This window comes from Methanosphaera sp., from assembly GCF_022768985.1.
Classification (GTDB): Archaea; Methanobacteriota; Methanobacteria; order Methanobacteriales; family Methanobacteriaceae; genus Methanosphaera.
Window position 1 is genome coordinate 1 of sequence record NZ_JALEKL010000001.1, and the last position, 18,627, is coordinate 18,627.

Genomic DNA, 18,627 nt, shown 5'->3' on the forward strand with positions numbered 1-18,627 from the left:
ATAAATTTATTAATCATTTATGATTGATTTCTTTAATCTCCTCTCTTTTTTTATAGAACATGTCAGTTTATTTTTATAAACACAATATATTTTATTTTTTAAATAACGATTATTTTTAGTTATTTTAGTTTTTTAATGATGTAATTTAAATTTTATGAATGATATAAATAATAATTAGATATAAGGATGTGAATTTTTTTATGAAAATTTTAGAAGACGGAATTTGTTCAATTAAAAGTATTAAAGTAAGTGGATACCGTGAAGGTAAATACGGTGTAATGGTAATTTATCATGAAAATTCCACAGCAGCAGCAGTTTATACAAAAAATAAAGTATATGCTGCACCTATCGATGTTACACGAAAACATATTGCAGATGGAAATATCTCAGCAATTATTGTAAATAGTGGAAATGCAAACTGTTACACAAAAGAGCAAGGTATTGAAAATGCAAATAAGATGGCAAAAATTGCAGCAGACTATCTTGACATAAAAGTTGAAGATGTTGCTGTTGCATCAACTGGTGTTATTGGACGTCAAATGCCAATGGATATACTAGAGCCTATTGCAATAAAGTCACTTGAAAGTCTTGACAACAATCGTGAAGTTGCAAATAATGCAGCTGATGCTATTCTTACAACAGATACAGTACGTAAAGAATGTGCAGTAGAAGGTCAACTTGAAGATGGTACTAAATTTAGGGTAGCAGGATTATGTAAAGGATCAGGAATGATAGCACCTAATATGGGTACAATGCTTGGATTTATAACAACAGACCTTGAAGTACCAAGAGATCAACTTGAAGCTATGCTACGTGAAAGTGTAAAACGTTCATTTAACATGGTAGTTGTAGATGGTGATCAAAGTACAAACGATACAGTAATATTAATGTCTACAAATGAAGTTAAAGGAGAAGTTGATGATAACTTTAAAGAAGCACTAGACTATGTATGTCAAAGTCTTGCAAAACAAATTGCAAAAGATGGAGAAGGTGCAAAACACTTCCTTGAAGTTGAATGTAGTGGAGCAAGAAGTGAAGATGATGCAATTACAGTAGCACGTAGTGTAGTATCATCAAGTCTTGTAAAATCAGCAATCTTTGGTGCAGATCCAAACTGGGGTCGTATCATTACAGCAATGGGATATTCAGGAGTAGATTTTGACCCTGATGAGGTAAGTATTTCACTAATAGCAGGTGAAAATAAGGCTACAATTGTAGATTGTGGAGTTGTAATGACATATGAAGATCCTGCAATTCTTGAAAATGCTGAGGCAATAATGAAAAATAAGGACATCCGAATAAATGTAAGTCTTAATGATGGAGATAGCACAGCTGTTGCTTATGGATGTGACCTAACATATGATTATGTTAAAATAAATGCTGAATATACAACATAAAATAGATATACTAAGATTTTAAAATATAGATAAATGGAAATGATTTATAATGGTAGATGAAGAACAAATAAATATTACAGATGTTTTAATAGAAGCATTACCATACATTAAGAAGTTTCATGACAAGAAGATCATGATTAAGTATGGTGGACATGCAATGATTGATGAAAATGCTATGAGTTCAACAGCAAGAGACACAGTACTTCTCAAATACGTTGGAATGCAACCTCTTGTTGTTCATGGTGGAGGACCTGAAATTTCAAGATCAATGGATAAAGTAGGAAAAGAACCTAAATTTATCAATGGTCTAAGAGTTACAGATGCAGAAACCATGGATATTATTAAAATGGTACTTGTAGGAAAAATCAACACAGAAATCATGTCAAAAATATGTCTCCATGGTGGTAAAAGTCTTGGTATAACAGGTAAGGATTCATTCCTTGTTGAATCATCCAAGAAAGAACCAACAAAAGTTAAACATGACAATGGTGAAGTACTAGAAGTAGACCTTGGATATGTAGGAAAAATTGATAAAATTAACACAAAACTTGTTGATGATCTAACATCAAATGACTACATCCCTGTAATATCACCTATTGGTATTGATAAGGAAGGTAATTCACTTAACTTAAATGCTGATACTGTTGCAGGTTCAATTGCATCAGCTATAGATGCAGAAAAACTCATAATTCTCACTGATGTTCCAGGACTTCTTGCAGATCCTGATGATCCTGAAAGTCTTATACGTCGTATAAGAACAGATGAACTTCGTGAACTAATAAAAGATGGTACAATTGCAGGTGGTATGATTCCAAAAATTGAAACATGTATTAATGCTGTTGAAAACGGTGTAAAAACAGCACATATTCTTGATGGAAGACTTAACCATTCAATACTTCTTGAAATCTTCACAAAACATGGAATTGGAACAATGGTACGAGAATAAAAAGGGGGGGATAAATTTACATCCTTTTTTTTACTTTCTTCTCTTTTTTTAGATACTTACCTTTTTTTATGAAATACACACACTTTTTTTTATATAATTAAATAATTTTATTTTAATGGGAGCTAATTTATGAAATCTGTCAAATTAAATGACTATGAAATTGAAAGATTTAACACACTTACAAAACATCTAAATCATCAAAAACCACACCAATATGAAGCAGTACGTATAAATGATGAAGGAATAGTACTAATACTGTATAATTCAGCAAAGCTAGTATATAATGAAAATAAAAAAACACTCGATATACTTAGTCTTATTTTAAATGAAAGACGCTACCTATGTAGTGATCCAAAAGTAACCACACCTAAAAATAAAACAAGCACACAAGATAATAAACTTAACATAGAAAACTACTCAAATACAATAGGATCTGATGAAACAGGAAAAGGTGAATGGTATGGACCACTAGTTGTATGTGCTACCTCTACATCAAATCATGAAAATATACAACTTAGAAAAATTGGTGTAAAAGACAGCAAAAAACTATCAAAAAATCAGATATTTACACTCTATCATGAAATTGAAAAAATAGGCATAAACTATGAACTAATAGCACTAAAGCCCTTCAGCTACAACAAGTTATATAATAAATTTAAATCCGAGGGAAAAAACCTTAATCATATGCTTGCACATATTCACTCAAAATGTATAACACAACTACTAGCTAAAATGGAAAATACAGACAACACACTAGTTATTGTTGATAAATTTGACTACAAAAAGATGAATGACTATCTTAATGTAGATGATAAAATAAATGTAGTGCAACAATCAAATGCTGAAAGATACACACCAGTTGCAGCTGCAAGTATAATTGCAAAATATCATTATGAGAAAATTTTAAAACAATTAGATGAAAGATATAATATTAACATAAAAAAACAACAACCTAAAGATATAAATAAGGAAATATTAGATAAAGTAGCAAAGACACATTTTAAAAACGTTGCAAAATATCTATAAATATGGGAATTTTATGTAATAAATTTAAATAGAAAAAAAACTATAAGTGGAGAATTAATAATTATGAGTAAAATTGATGTAGCAATCATAGGAGCAAGTGGATATACAGGTGGAGAACTAATGAGACTACTCATCAACCACCCAAAAGTAAACATAAAATATGTTACAAGCCGTAAAAATGAAGGAGTAGATGTATCAGCACTACATCCAAACCTAGAAGATGTAGACCTACAATTTTCAAATCCAGAACCAACACAGGTAGATGCAGATGTAGTTTTCAGTGCACTTCCACATGGAGCATCAATGAAGCTTGTACCACAATTTTTAGATAATGGATCAAAAGTAATAGATCTAAGTGGAGATTTCAGATTTTCAGATCCAAAAGTATATGAAAAATGGTACAATATAGAACATATCCACCCAGAACTTGAAGCTGTATTTGGACTTCCAGAAATAAACCGTGAACTAATAAAAGATGCAGACTTAATTGCAAATCCTGGATGTTTCCCAACAGGTGCAATACTATCAAGTCTACCAATAGTAGAAAATGAATTAGTAGACAGAATTGTAATTGACAGTAAAACAGGAGTAAGTGGAGCAGGAGTAAATCCATCACAAACCACACACTATCCTGTATGTGCAGATAACATAAAACCATATGCTATTGCAAGTCACAGACACACACCAGAAATACGTGAACAACTTCATAACTTTGGAAGTGGAGATGTAAAAGTATCATTTACACCACACCTTGTACCTGTAACACGTGGAATACTAACAACAAATCACAGCTTCCTTAAAGATGATGTATCAGCAGAAGATGTATACAACTTATATGCTGAATACTATAAAGATGAACCATTCACACAAGTACTTAAAGATAATAAACTTCCACTACTTGCAAGTGTACGTGGATCAAACAACTGCCAAATAGGTGCAATAAGTGTTGATGATGTAGGACAACTTGTAGTAATAGCAGCAATAGATAACCTTGTAAAAGGAGCATCAGGACAGGCAATACAAAACATGAACATCATGTTTGGCTTTGATGAAAAAGATGGACTTAGAAATGCTGGACTATTCCCATAAATTAAATAAAAGTAGATATACTATAAATACTAACTATAATAATAATTAATGGGGAGATGAAATGTTATGACAGACTTAGTAGTTTATTATTCAAGAACACAACAAACAGAAATTGTAGCACAAACAATATCTGATGAACTTGGTGCAAAACTCATAGAAGTTAAAGATCAAAAAAATAGGGATGGATCTATAATGTATATGAAAGCAGCAGTAGATGCAATGAGAAATGCAGATACAGATATTAAATATGATGATGTAAATCTAGCAGACTACGAGACAATCTACATTGGAGGTCCTGTATGGGCATCAAAACCTACACCTGCTGTGCGAAAATTTATAGCAGAAAATGATTTTACAGATTGTAATGTTATAACATTTGCAACAATGATGTCAAGTGGAGATAAGCCAACACTTGATATTATGAATTCTGAAATTAAGGCAAAAGGTGGAAATATTCTCAGATCATTTGCTATTGCAACAAAAGATACTGATGTTAAAAAATTAACACTTGATGCACTAAGAAAATAAGTAAAAGGGGGATGTTATTGGTGTCTGAGGCTATAATTTATTATTCAAGAACTGGAAAAACACGATATGTTGCACGTCAAATAGCAAAAAAGGTAGGTGCTGATGAATTTGAGATAAATGATCTAACAATACGTTCAGGACTATCTGCATATATCAGCTTTGCATTTGATAAAATTGTACAAAATAGGACAAAGATTGAACCTGAAAGTGTTGATCTTACAGGTTATGATAAGATATATATTGGATCACCAGTATGGGGTGCTGATATTGCACCTGCAATCTATGAAATAATAGATAATACAGATTTTAAGGGTAAGGATGTTGTTGTATTTACAACATTTAAGAAATCTGGTGCTGAAAGATCACTGTCAATATTAACAAATCTTATACAACTTAAAGGTGCAAATGTTATTAAGGCATTTTCTATATCATCAGAAGATCTTGATGAATTTATGGAAAATACAAAAATTGCCGTATCAAAACTATAAAAAAATAAGTATAAAATTAAAAATAAAAAGAGAGTTGTAATAGGGAAGGAGAGGAAAAATAGAAAGACTTTATTGTTTTTTAAGTCTGTTTTTTACTTCATCCCATACAACTTGTTCTTCTCCACACCCTGTAACAATTACATATTCATATTCTGATTTTTTAATTAAATCTATAATTGCATCAACTCTTTTTTCAAAGTCATATTCAACAGATGTGAAATCACAATTAAGTCCAGTTTTTTCTATTTCATCATAGTATTTGCGTGCTGCATCAGTTGATACACGACCTGGCATTACACTAATATGTGTTGGTTTTGAATTTTTAATTACATGCATGTGATCTTTAAAGATTTCTTCTTCATTTTCATCTGCTGTTGTATAGATAAATTCAAAGTCATTACCATTTATGATTTGTTTCATAAAGTTTACATTTGCATTAAGTGCATCTCCATTGTCTCCCTGTCCAATTCCCACTTTTTTATTTGCAAGTTCCACTACTTCAAATCTTCCAGGAGGTAGGATACTGAAACTTAATGAATCAAAATAACTTTCAAGGTCATCTTTTAGTTGATCAACTCTGCTTGTAAATGCAGCATAGGCTGTTGTTGCTGCTAGTACATTGTATATATTGTATGTTCCAAAGAGTGGTAGTTTATATTCTACATCTACACTGATTTTATCATCAAGTGTTCTGTTATAAACTTCTCCTTCTATTTTTATGTTCATGTTTGTGGTTGTAATTTCAACACTTGTTACTTTTATGTCAGGTTCAACTCTTCTAAATCCACATTCACATGAGTATTTACCTCTTTGATTCATAAAGTTATGTGTATATGTTAAGGGTTTGTCACAATATGGACATGCTACATCACCAATTGATTCATCAGTTATGTTATCTACATCAAATCCATAATATATTACATGATTTTCATCTTTTTGTCTTTCACATCCAATATATGTTGTATTTGGATCATCAGCATTTGTAATAATAATGCCACCATGCATTCCCTCAGAGAGCATATTTTTAGCTTTCACATAGTCTTTAAATAACTTTTTAACACCAAGAACCTGTGTATGTTCACGTGAAATATTTGTATATATAACACCCATAGGTTTTACTTGACTTTGAACATTTTGTGGCTGTCCATGTTCAATATCACGTATACCATATTCAAATATTCCAATGTCAGATTTCTTAGCAAGTATAGCTGTAGTAAGTGCATAGATTGTATTGTTATCCACACTTTTTGTTATGTCATAGAATCTATTAAAAAGTTCAATAATCATGGTGGTAGTTGTTGTTTTACCATTTGTACCTGTAATAAGAATTGATCCATCCCTGATTTGATCTTTAATGAGCATGTTAAGATTTTCAACTCCCATATTTTTAAGGTATAAATACCCAGGATATGCTTTTCCACCTGTAGGCATAACTTTTAATACTAGATATGTTAATTTCCCAATTAACTTTGATATACTATATTTTAGATTTGCCAAACCATTAGTCCTCCTTTAAATTTGGTTTGCTTATTTTTTTTTGTGTTAAAATAAAAAAATTATATTATAATTATATCTATCTATTTTTATTAATATATGTAATCTAATCATTTATTATTTAAAAAATAGAGTTTTAAAAAGAATAATGGAAATCACATCAATTAAATGCGATTTTTCCATATGTAATTTTTCTCAAAGGTGGTTAGGTGATGATCCAATTGATAACATCATCTGGTGAATCTGTTACTATTTCAACTTCAATATCTCCAAGTACAGAGAGATCCTCATCTGACATATTAAAATGATTATTATATGCTGATTGTTTATTTATATAAAACTTAATTGTATCATCATTGGTATTGGATCTTAATATAAGACGTGCAAGATCTACTGAATCTGTTGATTTGATAAGCTCAGATATTCTAGTAAGTAGTGTTATATCACCACATGCACATAGTATATCATCGTTTAACTTGTTTATTTCCAGGTCGTCTTGGCTCATATTTCTTATACTGCTTTCTACCTTTTTTTGGCTTTCTGTTTTGTTTAGCTTTGCCCTTAGGCTTACCTTTGCCTTTAGGCTTGATTTTTCGTTGTTGTTGATTTTTAGGTTTGATTTCATTTACAATCAGTGCTCTCACATTATTTTTAAATACTTGTATTGGTCCTTCATTTATAAGCATGTAATCGGCAAGTGCAATAACTTCACCAATTCCAAATTTAAGTTCACGTCTGTCTCTTTCAAGGAAGTCTTTATATTCTGCTGAATCATCACTTCTTTTACGACGTTTTAGTCTGTTAAATCTTGCCTCTGGATTTGAATGTATAGCTATTACTTTGAAGTTTTTAAAGAATTTCTTAAAATACTTAACTTCCTGTGGACTTCTAATTCCTTCTATCATATAGACGTCTTGTTCTATCTTTTTATACTTTCTTGGAGCTTTGTTTTTATTTTTATTATGGATCTTTTTAACCTGTGTTTTCTTACGATATCTACTGTTTTTTGCATGGGTTTGTATATGTTTAACACACCTGTCTGCTACAACATTATTTCCATACTTTTTTCGTAAATTCACAGCAGCAGTTCCAGGTGAACAATTTCTTAGCTCAGCTTCTTTACGTATTACATCACCCATACTTATTGTATAGATATTTTCTTTTTTTGCTATACGTGAGATTATACTCTTTCCTGAACCTGGCAAGCCTGTTATTCCATATACCTTCACTTAATAAACTCTCCCATCTAGTTAAATCTTGTAATTATATCATCTATTGCATTTTTAAGGTTATCTTTGTTGTTAAATGAATCAATTTTCATCTGTAGTTCTTCTTTATCCATATCCATGTATTTTTCAACTGCACTTATTAGTTGTGGCATTACACGTACAATGTTATCTACAATTGTTACTGTTGATGTTTGTGCAGTTCTTGAAAGTGGGTTAAGATCAACACTTATTGTTGTTTTATGATTGTTAATTGTTAATTTTTCTGCACGATCTCCATCTTCAAGTGGTATAAATATAACATCTGCCTTACTTATTCCATCAATACTTACAGGTGATCTTGGACCATTAAGATCTGGAGTATCAATAAATTCATCATCATTTGTTCCAAGAATCTTTTTAACACCAAGATCTTCATAAACTTTTGAGATGTTTGCTACTCTTTCATCAGTTCTGTAATAGAGGTTAATTTCAACAGGTATGTCAAGTAGATTTGCAAGTTTTGCAACATCCTCTGCAACAAGTGCTGTTGTATTACCATTAACAGATAGTACAGCATTCTCAGCACACAATAGGTAGCATGCAGCTGCATCTATTGTATTTTTTGAATTTTCTGTGGTTTTCTCACCTATTAGGTAGTCAAATGTTTCACCACGTCCATGTGCTATCATACCTGAATCTGCAAGTATTCCATTTTTATGTGCGTCTACTATTTTTTCACGATAAACTAATGATTTGTATCTTGGATGATCTTTATTTAACATATATTATAAAATAAGTTTTTTTTAATATTTAGAATTTACTTTAAATTTAATATTTTTAGAGAAATTTTAGTAATAAAAAGAGATATTTAATTTTAAAAAAATAAAATAAGAAAAGGTGGTGATGTGAAAAGATTGAAAGATCAATATCTAGAATCTTTTATTTTTCTTTCTTTCTTTTTCTGCTTCTTCTCTTGCAATGGTTTTTCTACCTTTTTTCTTATTTTTCTTAGGTTTATTTTCTTTATCTGTATTTCCTGTTGCTGACATTGCAGCCATTTCACTTTTTGGTGATTTTACAAGGAATGTTTCCATGTAATCTGCAAATACAGGTCTTGTAATAAAGATACCTACAAGTACACCAACTACTGTTGTTACAGCGAAACCTGTTAACATACCAATACCTGTTGCACCTCTTGAAAATCCAATATATGCAAGTGGAAGCATAGCAGCTACAAGAGTTCCAGCTGATGCATATACAATGAAGAATGCATGCTTAATTCTTGTTTTAACTATGTTTTTACGATTACTTCTATCTGCTCTTGCAAGTACTTCATCTGTCATTACAATTTGGTCGTCTACTCCTGTACCAATCGATGCAATGATACCGGCAATTGCAGCTAAATCCAGGTTCCAATGTGTTATTGATGCAAATCCAAGAACAATAATTACCTCAGATACGCTTGTAACAACGATTGGAATTACAAGATTTGGTGATTTATATTTTAGAGAAATTACAACTACAATAGCAGCAAGTGCAAGAAGACCTGCAATAATTGTACCAAGTTCAAATTGTGAACCAAGCTCTGCTGATACACTGTTTACTCCACTAATTTCAAGTTTTACAGGAAGTGCCCCTGATTCTAAAACTGTGTGTATATCTGTTGCTTTCTCTTGTGCTTTTTCTTTTGATTGTTCTCCACCTGAAACTTCAATATCTGTAGATGCTGCTCCATTTGCAAGTCCAGCATCAAGTTCTGGTGATGATATAAGTTCATCATCAAGGTACATTTCTACCTTTGCACCAGCTTGTCCTTGTGCAACTTGTGCAAATTTATTTGCTGCATCAACATTTACACTAAATGGTACAGACCATCTGTTACCTTTAACTTCAGCAGATGATACTGTTTGAATATCAGCACCTGTAAGTGCTGTTTGTCCATTTATTTTTGCTTCAAATTTACCAGGTGTACTTATGATGTTTTGTACTTCCTCGGGCTTGACCCCTGCTATTTCCACAATAACATCCTGATCTCCACTTTGACGTACTTTTACATCACTAATACCAAAGGCGTTAAGCCTTTTATCAAGAACTGATGTTACTGTTGTCATTGTGTCTTGATCTACTGGTTCTTGAAGGTGCAGTTGTATCATTGATCCTCCTGCAAGGTCAAGTCCTTCTTGTATTCCAAAGACTCCAACAGAAACTATACTTGCAATAAGTAGTACTGCAAGAAGTATTGTTCTTGGTTTTTTTAGAAATGCTTTAGTGGTCTGATTAATGTCTACCACCTCTGTGTTCTACGTGCCATTTTAATATACCGAAGTTCATAAGCCATGTGGATAATAAATCTGATACTAATCCAAGAATTAGTACAGCAGATATTTCTTCAAGAACTGATGCTGCAGGTATGAATAATTTAACAACAATAAACAATACAATCATTGAAATTAATGCTGTAATTGTAAGTGTTAAACCTGTCTTACATGCTCCTTCTGCACGTTCATCAAGTGTTCCTTCACGACGTTTTAGAAGACGTGTTGTTAGAAGAATATCTGTATCTACACCATACCCTATAAGCATTAAAAGAGCACCTACACTTGCAACAGAAATTGGTATACCAAATATTGACATACCTCCTACTGCAATTGAAAGGTTACATACAGCAGATAATATAATAGCTGCTGATGGTACAGGATCTCTAAATACGAAAAATACTGTTACTGCCATAAAGATAAATGCAAATGCTAATGCATAGATTATCTGTTCCATAGCAGCTGATGTAAGAAGAGCTCCTACACTTTTAAAACTCATTATTTTATATGAGCCTGCCATTTTATCTTCAAATGTTACCTGGTTGACGTCATCTGGAATTTCTACTGTTGCAGTTTTTCCACTTATTGATACATCAATATTACTTATTCCAAGTTTTGATTCAAGATCACTTGTTAAGGCTGCCTGTGATGTAGATTCATCTACTTCTAATGTTACTAATGTTCCTCCTTTAAGATCTACTCCTTCATTTAGTCCGAAAACTCCGATGTATAGGAGTGATAGAACCATTAGTATGATTGGAATTAATATCAGAGGCTTATGAGACTGGCGTGTTAGAAAGTTAATTATATCCACGTTTATGTCTCTCCTCATTTGATTTACAATATAATCCATCTATGGGTTTTAGTTTTTTTATGTTAAAATTAACTAAAGAAATTATCCAAAATAATGGATTAAAAGTATATATTAAGTTTTAGTTTTAAAAGTATATAAAAGTAAATAATATAAAAATAAAAGAGATTTAGATTTTAAAAAAAAGAAAGTTTGTGAGTTAAAAAAATAATAACTCATATATGTGTGTGGATAATTATATTTTTATCCAATGTTTAGTCCACCAAGTTGTATATTACTATTTAAGTTTATTTTGTTTTCACTATTGTCATAGTTAGGTGTTTTAAAGTCAAATACTTGATTAGTACTTTGTTTATTTGGTGTGTTCATATTAACTCCACCAAGATCAATATTTGAATGTATATTATAGTCTGCTTTTGTCTGGTTTATATTTAATCCACCAATACCAATTGTTGAATTTACATTAAGTGTACCTGGCATATTACCAATAATATTAACTCCACCAAGTGTAACCTGGCTGTTGATGTTATCTATTACTCCACCATTAAGATGTATGTCACATCCACCTAGTGTTATAGTTGAATTTAACTCGTTAATATGAGCATTTTTACTTACATCATAGCTAAGTCCACCAACATTACATTTAGCATTGATATTGTAGTGGTATTTGCTACTTAGTGTTATAATTTCATCCTTATTTGAGTTAACATCCATATTTAATTGGTCACCATTTATGTTATGTGTTACATTCATTGAATCATTACTGTTGTTTGTATTAGTCGTGTTTATACTATAGATTGTATCTGTATCTGCAAATTTTATTTGACATCCACCAACTTCTTGGTTAATATTTAAGTTAACTGTTGTTATTGGTGTTTCATTTGTAATATTGCCTGCATCTAATGTGTCAATTTTATATGTTGGCTTATCATCCATTACATTGTCATTTATCACATGATATGAACATAGACATATTGATGCTAAAATTACTAATATTACAACTATACCCATTTTTTTATCACTAACCATACTAGATCAACCCCATGATGATTATTGCAATTATTGCTAAAAATCCATTACAACATAAAAATGAGCGTACATATCCAATGTTATATATTGTATTTACAGCAGTTATTTGAATTACTAGCTTCCATAATGGAACAAATAGTAGTGCTACTAGAATTAGTGGCTTAAATGTTGATAGTGCAAGTGTAACTATTGTAACAAGATCAATAGCTGAGGTGTATGATATCATATTAAATGTTTGCATAAATCCACCTTTTGCACCAAATAGACGTGTAAATATCATTATAAATATGGTATTTGTAATGTTGCCAATTAATGTCATAATAATAAAAGCAATTGCAACAATTATTCCAAAGGATATACATTGTGTTATTAATCCTATTATTATACCTAATAAAATCTGAAAGACAACACTTATGGCTATTCCCATCTTGTCTTCATCTTGATTTTTAAGATAGAATAATTCATCAGGTGATGTAATAACTCGTCCAGTTGTTGTGAATAATTCCATAATTTTTGATTTCATAATAATATTATATATGGCTAGTAGGTAGTATATAATCTTTATTTAGGGAGCTTTGCTAAATCATAATATTCATTATTAAATAAGTGAATGTAATGTTTAAATTATTAGTTTAATTAAAGCTAGATTTAATATTCATGTATTTATTTTAGAAATAGTTTTATGAAAAGTAAAAAATGGTGGGGAAGAAATAAATTGAATTTCTTATAATCTTTTTAAGAATTCAACAATAAGTTTTACAGTATCTTCAACATCTTTCATATTTACAACACTTGTAGGTGTGTGTATGTATCTTGATGCACTTGAAAGTGTAGCTGTTGCAATACCTTCACGTGTAAGATGGATTGCTGTAGCATCTGTTGTACCACCATCTCCAACTTCAACTTGGTATTCAATATCTGCTGCTTCTGCTGCTTCAATTAATAATTTTTTCATCATAGGATGTGTTATAAGTCCACGACCACTAGCATCAGCAAGTGATATTACAGGTCCTTTACCAGCTTTTACAGATGCATCTTCAGGTTTTACACCAGGATGATCTCCTGAAATTGTAACATCAAGAGCAATTGCCATGTCAGGATTTAATTTAAATGCTGATGTTTTAGCACCTTTAAGACCTACTTCTTCTTGTACTGTACCTACACCATATACTGTTGCATCAACATCATCAAGCTGTTTCATAACTTCAACCATTACAGCACAGCCTACTCTGTTATCTAATGCTTTACCCATTACAAGATCATTAAGACATTCTCTGAATTCTGTATGGAATACAATAGCATCACCTACAGATACAAGTTCTTCTGCTTGTTCTTTTGAATTTGCACCGATGTCTATGAACATATTCTGGTATGGGATGATTTTTTTAGCTTCTTCTGCTGATGTAATGTGAGGAGGTTTTGATCCAATAACTCCTGGAACTTCTCCATCTTCTGTTTGTATGTATACTTGTTGGTTAAGAAGCATTTGATCGTTAATTCCACCGATTTTTACAAATCTGATAAATCCTTCATCATCAATGTAGCTTACCATAAGACCAATTTCATCCATGTGTGATGCAAGCATTACTGAAGGTTTTCCTTCTACACCTTTGTGTGTTGTAATTACATTTCCCATGATGTCTGTTTCCATTGAGTCAACTTTACCATCAAGTTCATCTTTGATTATTTCACGTACATTTTCTTCAAATCCAGAAATTCCACATGATTCTGATAATTTTTTAAGTAATTCTTTCATCTAAATATACCTCTATTGTATTTTTTTTTATATTAATTGAAAAATTCTTATATTTATATAATTTCTAAAGTAAATCAATTTTATTTGCTTTATATTAAATAATATAGTTACTTTTTAATATTAATGTATGTTATATTTTTCATTATTTTATATAATAAAATACTAATAGTATATTTAATATAGATAATTAATGAATAAATTTTTTAAAAATTAAATTAATTTTTTTTTTAGGAAAAAGGAGTTTATCTAGTAAATTTTTAAAATAAATTTCTTTAAATAAATTAAGAGTGGATTAATAATATGGATGCATTAACAATAATAATAATGTTGATATTGTTCGTTATTGCTATGATATTTGTATTTTCAACAGCTCTTCTAACACCATATCTTGGTAAGAAAAATCTAATCTCTGTAATTCTACTAGGATTTATAGTAGGAGCAGTAGGTGGAGCCTTCCTGCTTTCACCAATTGTAGATGATATACCAGATTTTAGTCGTACAATAATAGAAGAAAATGTTGAAGGTACAGATGAAATTAGTATGGGCTTATCAACAAATAGAAATATAACTCAAACAATAGAAAATATATCATCAATTTCTGGTGTAAATAATGTAGCATATACAGGTATTGAAATACGAATGGATGAAGAATTTGATTCACCATCGTCTGAGTCACGTTTCCTCTCAGTTCTCCAAAATAGTAATGATGCAATCGATGAAGTTACAGATATGGGAGAAAACAACACATACTTTGTAAAAATAAAAGAAAATGGTGACCCACAATCAGTACTAAATAGTATCTATGCTGTATTTGGATCTGAAAACTATATTCATCTAAGATACACATCAATGGATGCAAATGCAACAGTTGATGCAAATAATGTTACAAAGATAATGAATGCAATAACAGATAATGGTGTTATAATACACAATGTAACAGGACCTACAGAAGATCAAGTTAAAGTTGTAAATGACATCATACCAAACCAGACAGATGTTGTAATAATTGCAGCAGTTCTTGGAGTTATAGTTGCAATTGTAGGATTCTTTATAGATTCACTATTTTCAATGTTTAAAAAATCTAAAAAATCTAAAGAATCAACACGTGAACAAATTAAAAGAAAATCAGTACCAGCATCACAAAGACGTAAATTCAGTACACAGAAAAATCAGCCATCACGTGATTCAATAGATATATTTAATGATGAATCATTTGAAAATAGTAAAAAACAAAATCTAGGATCAAATAGAAACTTCAAACAATTAACAGATGAAGATCTTAAAGAAAGACAAAAACAAAAAGATGATGGTGAAGAACCAAAATCTAAAAAGTCAATAAAAATGCCTAAATTAAGATCAAAATCTGAACCAAAAAGAAGAAAAGTGGATGAAACAAAAGGAGCACCTAAACGTAAAGCTCCAAAATTCAGACCAAAACAGAGGAAATAAAACACCTTTGATAATAAGGGATATTAATCCACTTTCTTAATTTTTTTTATTCTTTTTTTTCAATAATTCTTTTTATTTATATTAATTACACAACACCTCTTTTTAGAATACTTATCAAAAAAAAACCTTATTTTTTCAATTAATATAATTTTTTATAAAATAAAAATCATAAATTAATAATGAACTTTTATATAATGGGGAAATAAGATAATATGAAATCAGTTATACTATATTCAGGTGGAAAAGACAGTACAATGGCACTATATCATGCACAACAAAATGGTGATGAAATATATGCACTACTAACAATGGTATCAAGAAATGATCAATCATACATGTTTCATGTACCAGCAATAGATATGGTAGACTACACAGCAGCAGCAATGGAATTACCAGTAATAGAAGTTGCAACAGATGGAGTAAAAGAAGAAGAACTAGATGACCTTGAAAAAACACTAACACGCCTAAAAGATAAAGGAGTTGAATGTGTATATTCAGGAGCAATAGAATCAGTATATCAGAAGTCAAGAATAGACAATATCTGTGAAAAACTAGGACTTAAATCAGTAGCACCACTATGGCATCAAGATCCACTAGAATATATGAATGAAATAATTGACCTAGGCTTTGATGTAATACTAACAGCAGTAGCAGCATATGGACTAGATGAAAAATGGCTAGGACGAAAAATAACAAAACAAGCACTAGATGAACTAGTAGAACTAAATAAGAAATATGGAATCCACATAGCATTTGAAGGTGGAGAAGCAGAAACACTAGTATTAGACGGGCCAATGTATGACAGACGGGTTGTAATTGATGATGCTCAAAAAGAGTTTGGATATGACAGTGGACTATATCTTATAAAAGATGTGCATCTTGAAGAAAAATATGACTACAGTCTAGATGAAGAAGGAGAAGATAATTAGAATCATTAATATCTAAACTTCTTCATTTAAATACTCTTTTTTTTATATAATATTTTTTTTAGTAATATGAATGTGCATATGAATAAATACCCATTTCAAGACGGAAATATGGTATTAATAAATAAATTAATACTGCAATTACAATAACTAAAATAATTACAACAAAAATTAAAAGTTGAACTCTTGATTCTAATTTTTCATGTTCATCAATGAGAACTTCAAATTTCTCTTCATTTGTTAAACTATCATCTCTAAGTTTATTTCTAACTTTTACAGGAGTATTATTTCCATTTTGATTAGTATTATTTACTTGTTTATTGTTTCTTTTAGAATTATTATTTCCATCAGGATTTTTATTGTTTTTAGTTTGGTTGTTATTTCCATTAGGAATGTTATTGTTTCTTTGAGGGTTATTATTTTCATTAGAATTATTATTAGAATTTACATTTTCTTTATTTGGTGGTGGATTTTCTCCAAAATAGTGGATATCTGATTCTTTTTCATCAACCATTACTAATTTCTCCTTATTTTTTGAGTTAATTAATTGATAGTTTTATATGATATTTCTAATAAAATAGGATGTTAATTTTAAAATAAGTTAAAAAAAAGTAAGTATTTATTTTAGATTATATTTTATTTTTTTTTTTTCATATTGAGTATACAAATATAAATAATGGTATTCCCAGTACTATTATTGTTATTATACATGATATTATCATTAGCTTATATGGTGGTATTGATGCAAGTTTTTCTTTTATATTTAACATAACATATCACCTTTTTAAAAGTGGGTGGTGAAGGGGGAGGTAAATTAAATTATTGCATTAGTTTTAATGCTATTTCTTGTGCTTGTTTTAGTACATCATCTGCATTTCCACTATTTGGCTTACCTTCTCCTGCTGATAGTACTGCTTCAAGTTTAAATCCTATTGATTCAAAGAGTTTTGCTCTTTTATTGATATATTCATCGTAGTATCCGCTTGTTGCACCGTATGTGAAGATTACTGCTGCTTTCTTATTGCCTGTAAGCATGTTTGGTGTGGATTTTGTCATGGAGTAGAATCTGTCCATGAAGATATGACCTTGTGCATTTATTTCTCCAAAGTAGTTTGGTGCAGCAAAGATAATTGCATCAGCATCATTATCGAATTGATCCATTATCATTCTGAAATCATCTTTAATTACACATTTTGATGGTTTTTCAGGATTTCTGCATCCTCCACAACCCTGACATCCTTTTATATTTAAATCATCAACATAGTATACTGTGTTTTGTCCACCATTTTCTTTGATTGTTTTTGTCATTGTTTCGACTATTTTTGAGCAATTCCCATTTTTTCTTGGACTTGCAATTATACTTATTGCTTTCATTTTAATTTTCTCACTCCTAAAAAATTCTTCTATTATAATCTTATTTTCTGATTTTATATAATTACTACAAATAAAATATGTTTTAAAAAAATATTAATTTCATAATAAATTATTCTTTAATTACATATATCTTTATTAAAAATAATATTTAATAATATTATCTAGCTATTAACAATGAAAAAAAGGAGGATATGATAATGACAAAAGATTATGAAATACTGGATATTATGAGAAATGAAGATCATGTTGTTGTTGCAGAACTTATGGATGATGATATGAAACGTGATGTTCTAGCATATGAAATGAAACGTCTTGATGAGGTTGTTCCATTTCTAAATAAAGGTCTTCAAGAAGCACTAGATAAACAAGAGGCAATTGTAATAATTAAGGAATTTGACTATGAACCAGGAGATCAACTAACAGGTGAAAGTTCAGCATTAACACTAAGAACAGAAAGTGGTAAGATTATTGGTGAAATGGTATATGATGAAGATGAAATTGAATATCTCAAGGGAGATCCAACAGCATACTTTATATCAGATAACTTTGTAACATATTCAGATCCAACAGCAGTAGGTGAAAAACAGTTCTTTGTATTTGAAGGTGAAGATAGTAGCTTTATAACAGATAAAGATCTTGAAAGTACTGTTGAAAGTCTTATTGTTGGAGTTCCATCAACTGAAACTGACCATTATATCCGTGATAGATTCAATTTATCTAGTGAAAGAAAACTTGGAACACTTATCATAGGATTTACACCAAATTAGATAAAATAATACGAACTAAAATAT

The 18,627-nt window shown here is 30.3% G+C and carries 20 protein-coding genes; 9 read left to right on the forward strand and 11 right to left on the reverse strand.

What is annotated here, in order from left to right:
• Nucleotides 1-200: 200 nt before the first annotated feature.
• The 6 genes from argJ to MRZ80_RS00030 all read left to right on the forward strand — a co-directional run bounded on the left by argJ (nucleotide 201) and on the right by MRZ80_RS00030 (nucleotide 5,474).
• On the forward strand, nucleotides 201-1,397 hold the full coding sequence (argJ, locus tag MRZ80_RS00005; protein WP_292534984.1) for a bifunctional ornithine acetyltransferase/N-acetylglutamate synthase: 1,197 nt from the start codon (nucleotides 201-203) through the stop codon (nucleotides 1,395-1,397).
• 67 nt (nucleotides 1,398-1,464) lie between these two features.
• Nucleotides 1,465-2,343 (forward strand): acetylglutamate kinase, encoded by an 879-nt coding sequence (gene argB, locus MRZ80_RS00010; RefSeq protein ID WP_292535212.1) that lies wholly within the window; start codon nucleotides 1,465-1,467, stop codon nucleotides 2,341-2,343.
• A gap of 129 nt (nucleotides 2,344-2,472) precedes the next feature.
• Nucleotides 2,473-3,369 (forward strand): ribonuclease HIII, encoded by an 897-nt coding sequence (locus tag MRZ80_RS00015; RefSeq protein ID WP_292534986.1) that lies wholly within the window; start codon nucleotides 2,473-2,475, stop codon nucleotides 3,367-3,369.
• A 63-nt stretch (nucleotides 3,370-3,432) separates the two neighbouring features.
• On the forward strand, nucleotides 3,433-4,458 hold the full coding sequence (gene argC, locus MRZ80_RS00020) for an N-acetyl-gamma-glutamyl-phosphate reductase (protein WP_292534988.1): 1,026 nt from the start codon (nucleotides 3,433-3,435) through the stop codon (nucleotides 4,456-4,458).
• 66 nt (nucleotides 4,459-4,524) lie between these two features.
• Nucleotides 4,525-4,986, forward strand: coding sequence for a flavodoxin (locus MRZ80_RS00025; RefSeq protein WP_292534990.1), 462 nt, complete (start codon nucleotides 4,525-4,527; stop codon nucleotides 4,984-4,986).
• 20 nt (nucleotides 4,987-5,006) lie between these two features.
• Entirely contained in the window at nucleotides 5,007-5,474 is a 468-nt protein-coding gene (locus MRZ80_RS00030; RefSeq protein WP_292534992.1) for a flavodoxin, read from the forward strand.
• A gap of 69 nt (nucleotides 5,475-5,543) precedes the next feature.
• Here the strand turns inward: MRZ80_RS00030 and MRZ80_RS00035 are convergent, their stop codons facing one another.
• The 9 genes from MRZ80_RS00035 to MRZ80_RS00075 all read right to left on the reverse strand — a co-directional run bounded on the left by MRZ80_RS00035 (nucleotide 5,544) and on the right by MRZ80_RS00075 (nucleotide 14,087).
• Nucleotides 5,544-6,971 (reverse strand): Mur ligase family protein, encoded by a 1,428-nt coding sequence (locus tag MRZ80_RS00035; RefSeq protein WP_292534994.1) that lies wholly within the window; start codon nucleotides 6,969-6,971, stop codon nucleotides 5,544-5,546.
• A gap of 202 nt (nucleotides 6,972-7,173) precedes the next feature.
• Entirely contained in the window at nucleotides 7,174-7,482 is a 309-nt protein-coding gene (locus MRZ80_RS00040; protein WP_292535213.1) for a hypothetical protein, read from the reverse strand.
• Nucleotides 7,433-8,197, reverse strand: a complete 765-nt coding sequence (locus MRZ80_RS00045) for an AAA family ATPase (RefSeq protein ID WP_292534995.1) — start codon at nucleotides 8,195-8,197, stop codon at nucleotides 7,433-7,435. The genes MRZ80_RS00040 and MRZ80_RS00045 overlap by 50 nt, the downstream gene beginning before the upstream one ends.
• A 17-nt stretch (nucleotides 8,198-8,214) precedes the next feature.
• Nucleotides 8,215-8,958 (reverse strand): phosphopantothenate/pantothenate synthetase, encoded by a 744-nt coding sequence (locus MRZ80_RS00050; protein ID WP_292534997.1) that lies wholly within the window; start codon nucleotides 8,956-8,958, stop codon nucleotides 8,215-8,217.
• Between the two features lie 147 nt (nucleotides 8,959-9,105).
• The gene (locus MRZ80_RS00055) at nucleotides 9,106-10,467 is read right to left on the reverse strand and encodes a preprotein translocase subunit SecD (protein WP_292534998.1); all 1,362 of its coding nucleotides are present in this window, start codon (nucleotides 10,465-10,467) and stop codon (nucleotides 9,106-9,108) included.
• On the reverse strand, nucleotides 10,454-11,305 hold the full coding sequence (locus tag MRZ80_RS00060; protein WP_292535000.1) for a protein translocase subunit SecF: 852 nt from the start codon (nucleotides 11,303-11,305) through the stop codon (nucleotides 10,454-10,456). The genes MRZ80_RS00055 and MRZ80_RS00060 overlap by 14 nt, the downstream gene beginning before the upstream one ends.
• Before the next feature lie 240 nt (nucleotides 11,306-11,545).
• Nucleotides 11,546-12,331: a hypothetical protein gene (locus MRZ80_RS00065; RefSeq protein WP_292535001.1), complete on the reverse strand. Its 786-nt coding sequence runs from the start codon at nucleotides 12,329-12,331 to the stop codon at nucleotides 11,546-11,548.
• A gap of 1 nt (nucleotide 12,332) precedes the next feature.
• Nucleotides 12,333-12,839: a YIP1 family protein gene (locus MRZ80_RS00070; RefSeq protein ID WP_292535003.1), complete on the reverse strand. Its 507-nt coding sequence runs from the start codon at nucleotides 12,837-12,839 to the stop codon at nucleotides 12,333-12,335.
• A gap of 216 nt (nucleotides 12,840-13,055) precedes the next feature.
• The gene (locus tag MRZ80_RS00075; protein ID WP_292535005.1) at nucleotides 13,056-14,087 is read right to left on the reverse strand and encodes a M42 family metallopeptidase; all 1,032 of its coding nucleotides are present in this window, start codon (nucleotides 14,085-14,087) and stop codon (nucleotides 13,056-13,058) included.
• 300 nt (nucleotides 14,088-14,387) lie between these two features.
• On the opposite strand from MRZ80_RS00075, the gene MRZ80_RS00080 reads away from it, so the two are divergent.
• Nucleotides 14,388-15,536 (forward strand): hypothetical protein, encoded by a 1,149-nt coding sequence (locus MRZ80_RS00080; RefSeq protein ID WP_292535006.1) that lies wholly within the window; start codon nucleotides 14,388-14,390, stop codon nucleotides 15,534-15,536.
• A 212-nt stretch (nucleotides 15,537-15,748) separates the two neighbouring features.
• On the forward strand, nucleotides 15,749-16,465 hold the full coding sequence (locus MRZ80_RS00085; RefSeq protein ID WP_292535008.1) for a diphthine--ammonia ligase: 717 nt from the start codon (nucleotides 15,749-15,751) through the stop codon (nucleotides 16,463-16,465).
• Nucleotides 16,466-16,523: 58 nt separating this feature from the next.
• Here MRZ80_RS00085 and MRZ80_RS00090 read toward each other — a convergent pair whose 3' ends face one another.
• Nucleotides 16,524-16,976 carry a hypothetical protein gene (locus MRZ80_RS00090; RefSeq protein WP_292535010.1) on the reverse strand — a complete coding sequence of 151 codons (453 nt, stop codon included), beginning with the start codon at nucleotides 16,974-16,976 and terminating at the stop codon, nucleotides 16,524-16,526.
• Nucleotides 16,977-17,281: 305 nt separating this feature from the next.
• Entirely contained in the window at nucleotides 17,282-17,836 is a 555-nt protein-coding gene (locus MRZ80_RS00095; RefSeq protein WP_292535012.1) for a flavodoxin family protein, read from the reverse strand.
• Nucleotides 17,837-18,033: 197 nt separating this feature from the next.
• Here MRZ80_RS00095 and MRZ80_RS00100 point away from each other — a divergent pair, with 197 nt between their 5' ends.
• Complete coding sequence (locus MRZ80_RS00100; RefSeq protein WP_292535014.1) at nucleotides 18,034-18,603, forward strand: hypothetical protein; 570 nt, start codon at nucleotides 18,034-18,036, stop codon at nucleotides 18,601-18,603.
• Nucleotides 18,604-18,627: the final 24 nt, after the last annotated feature.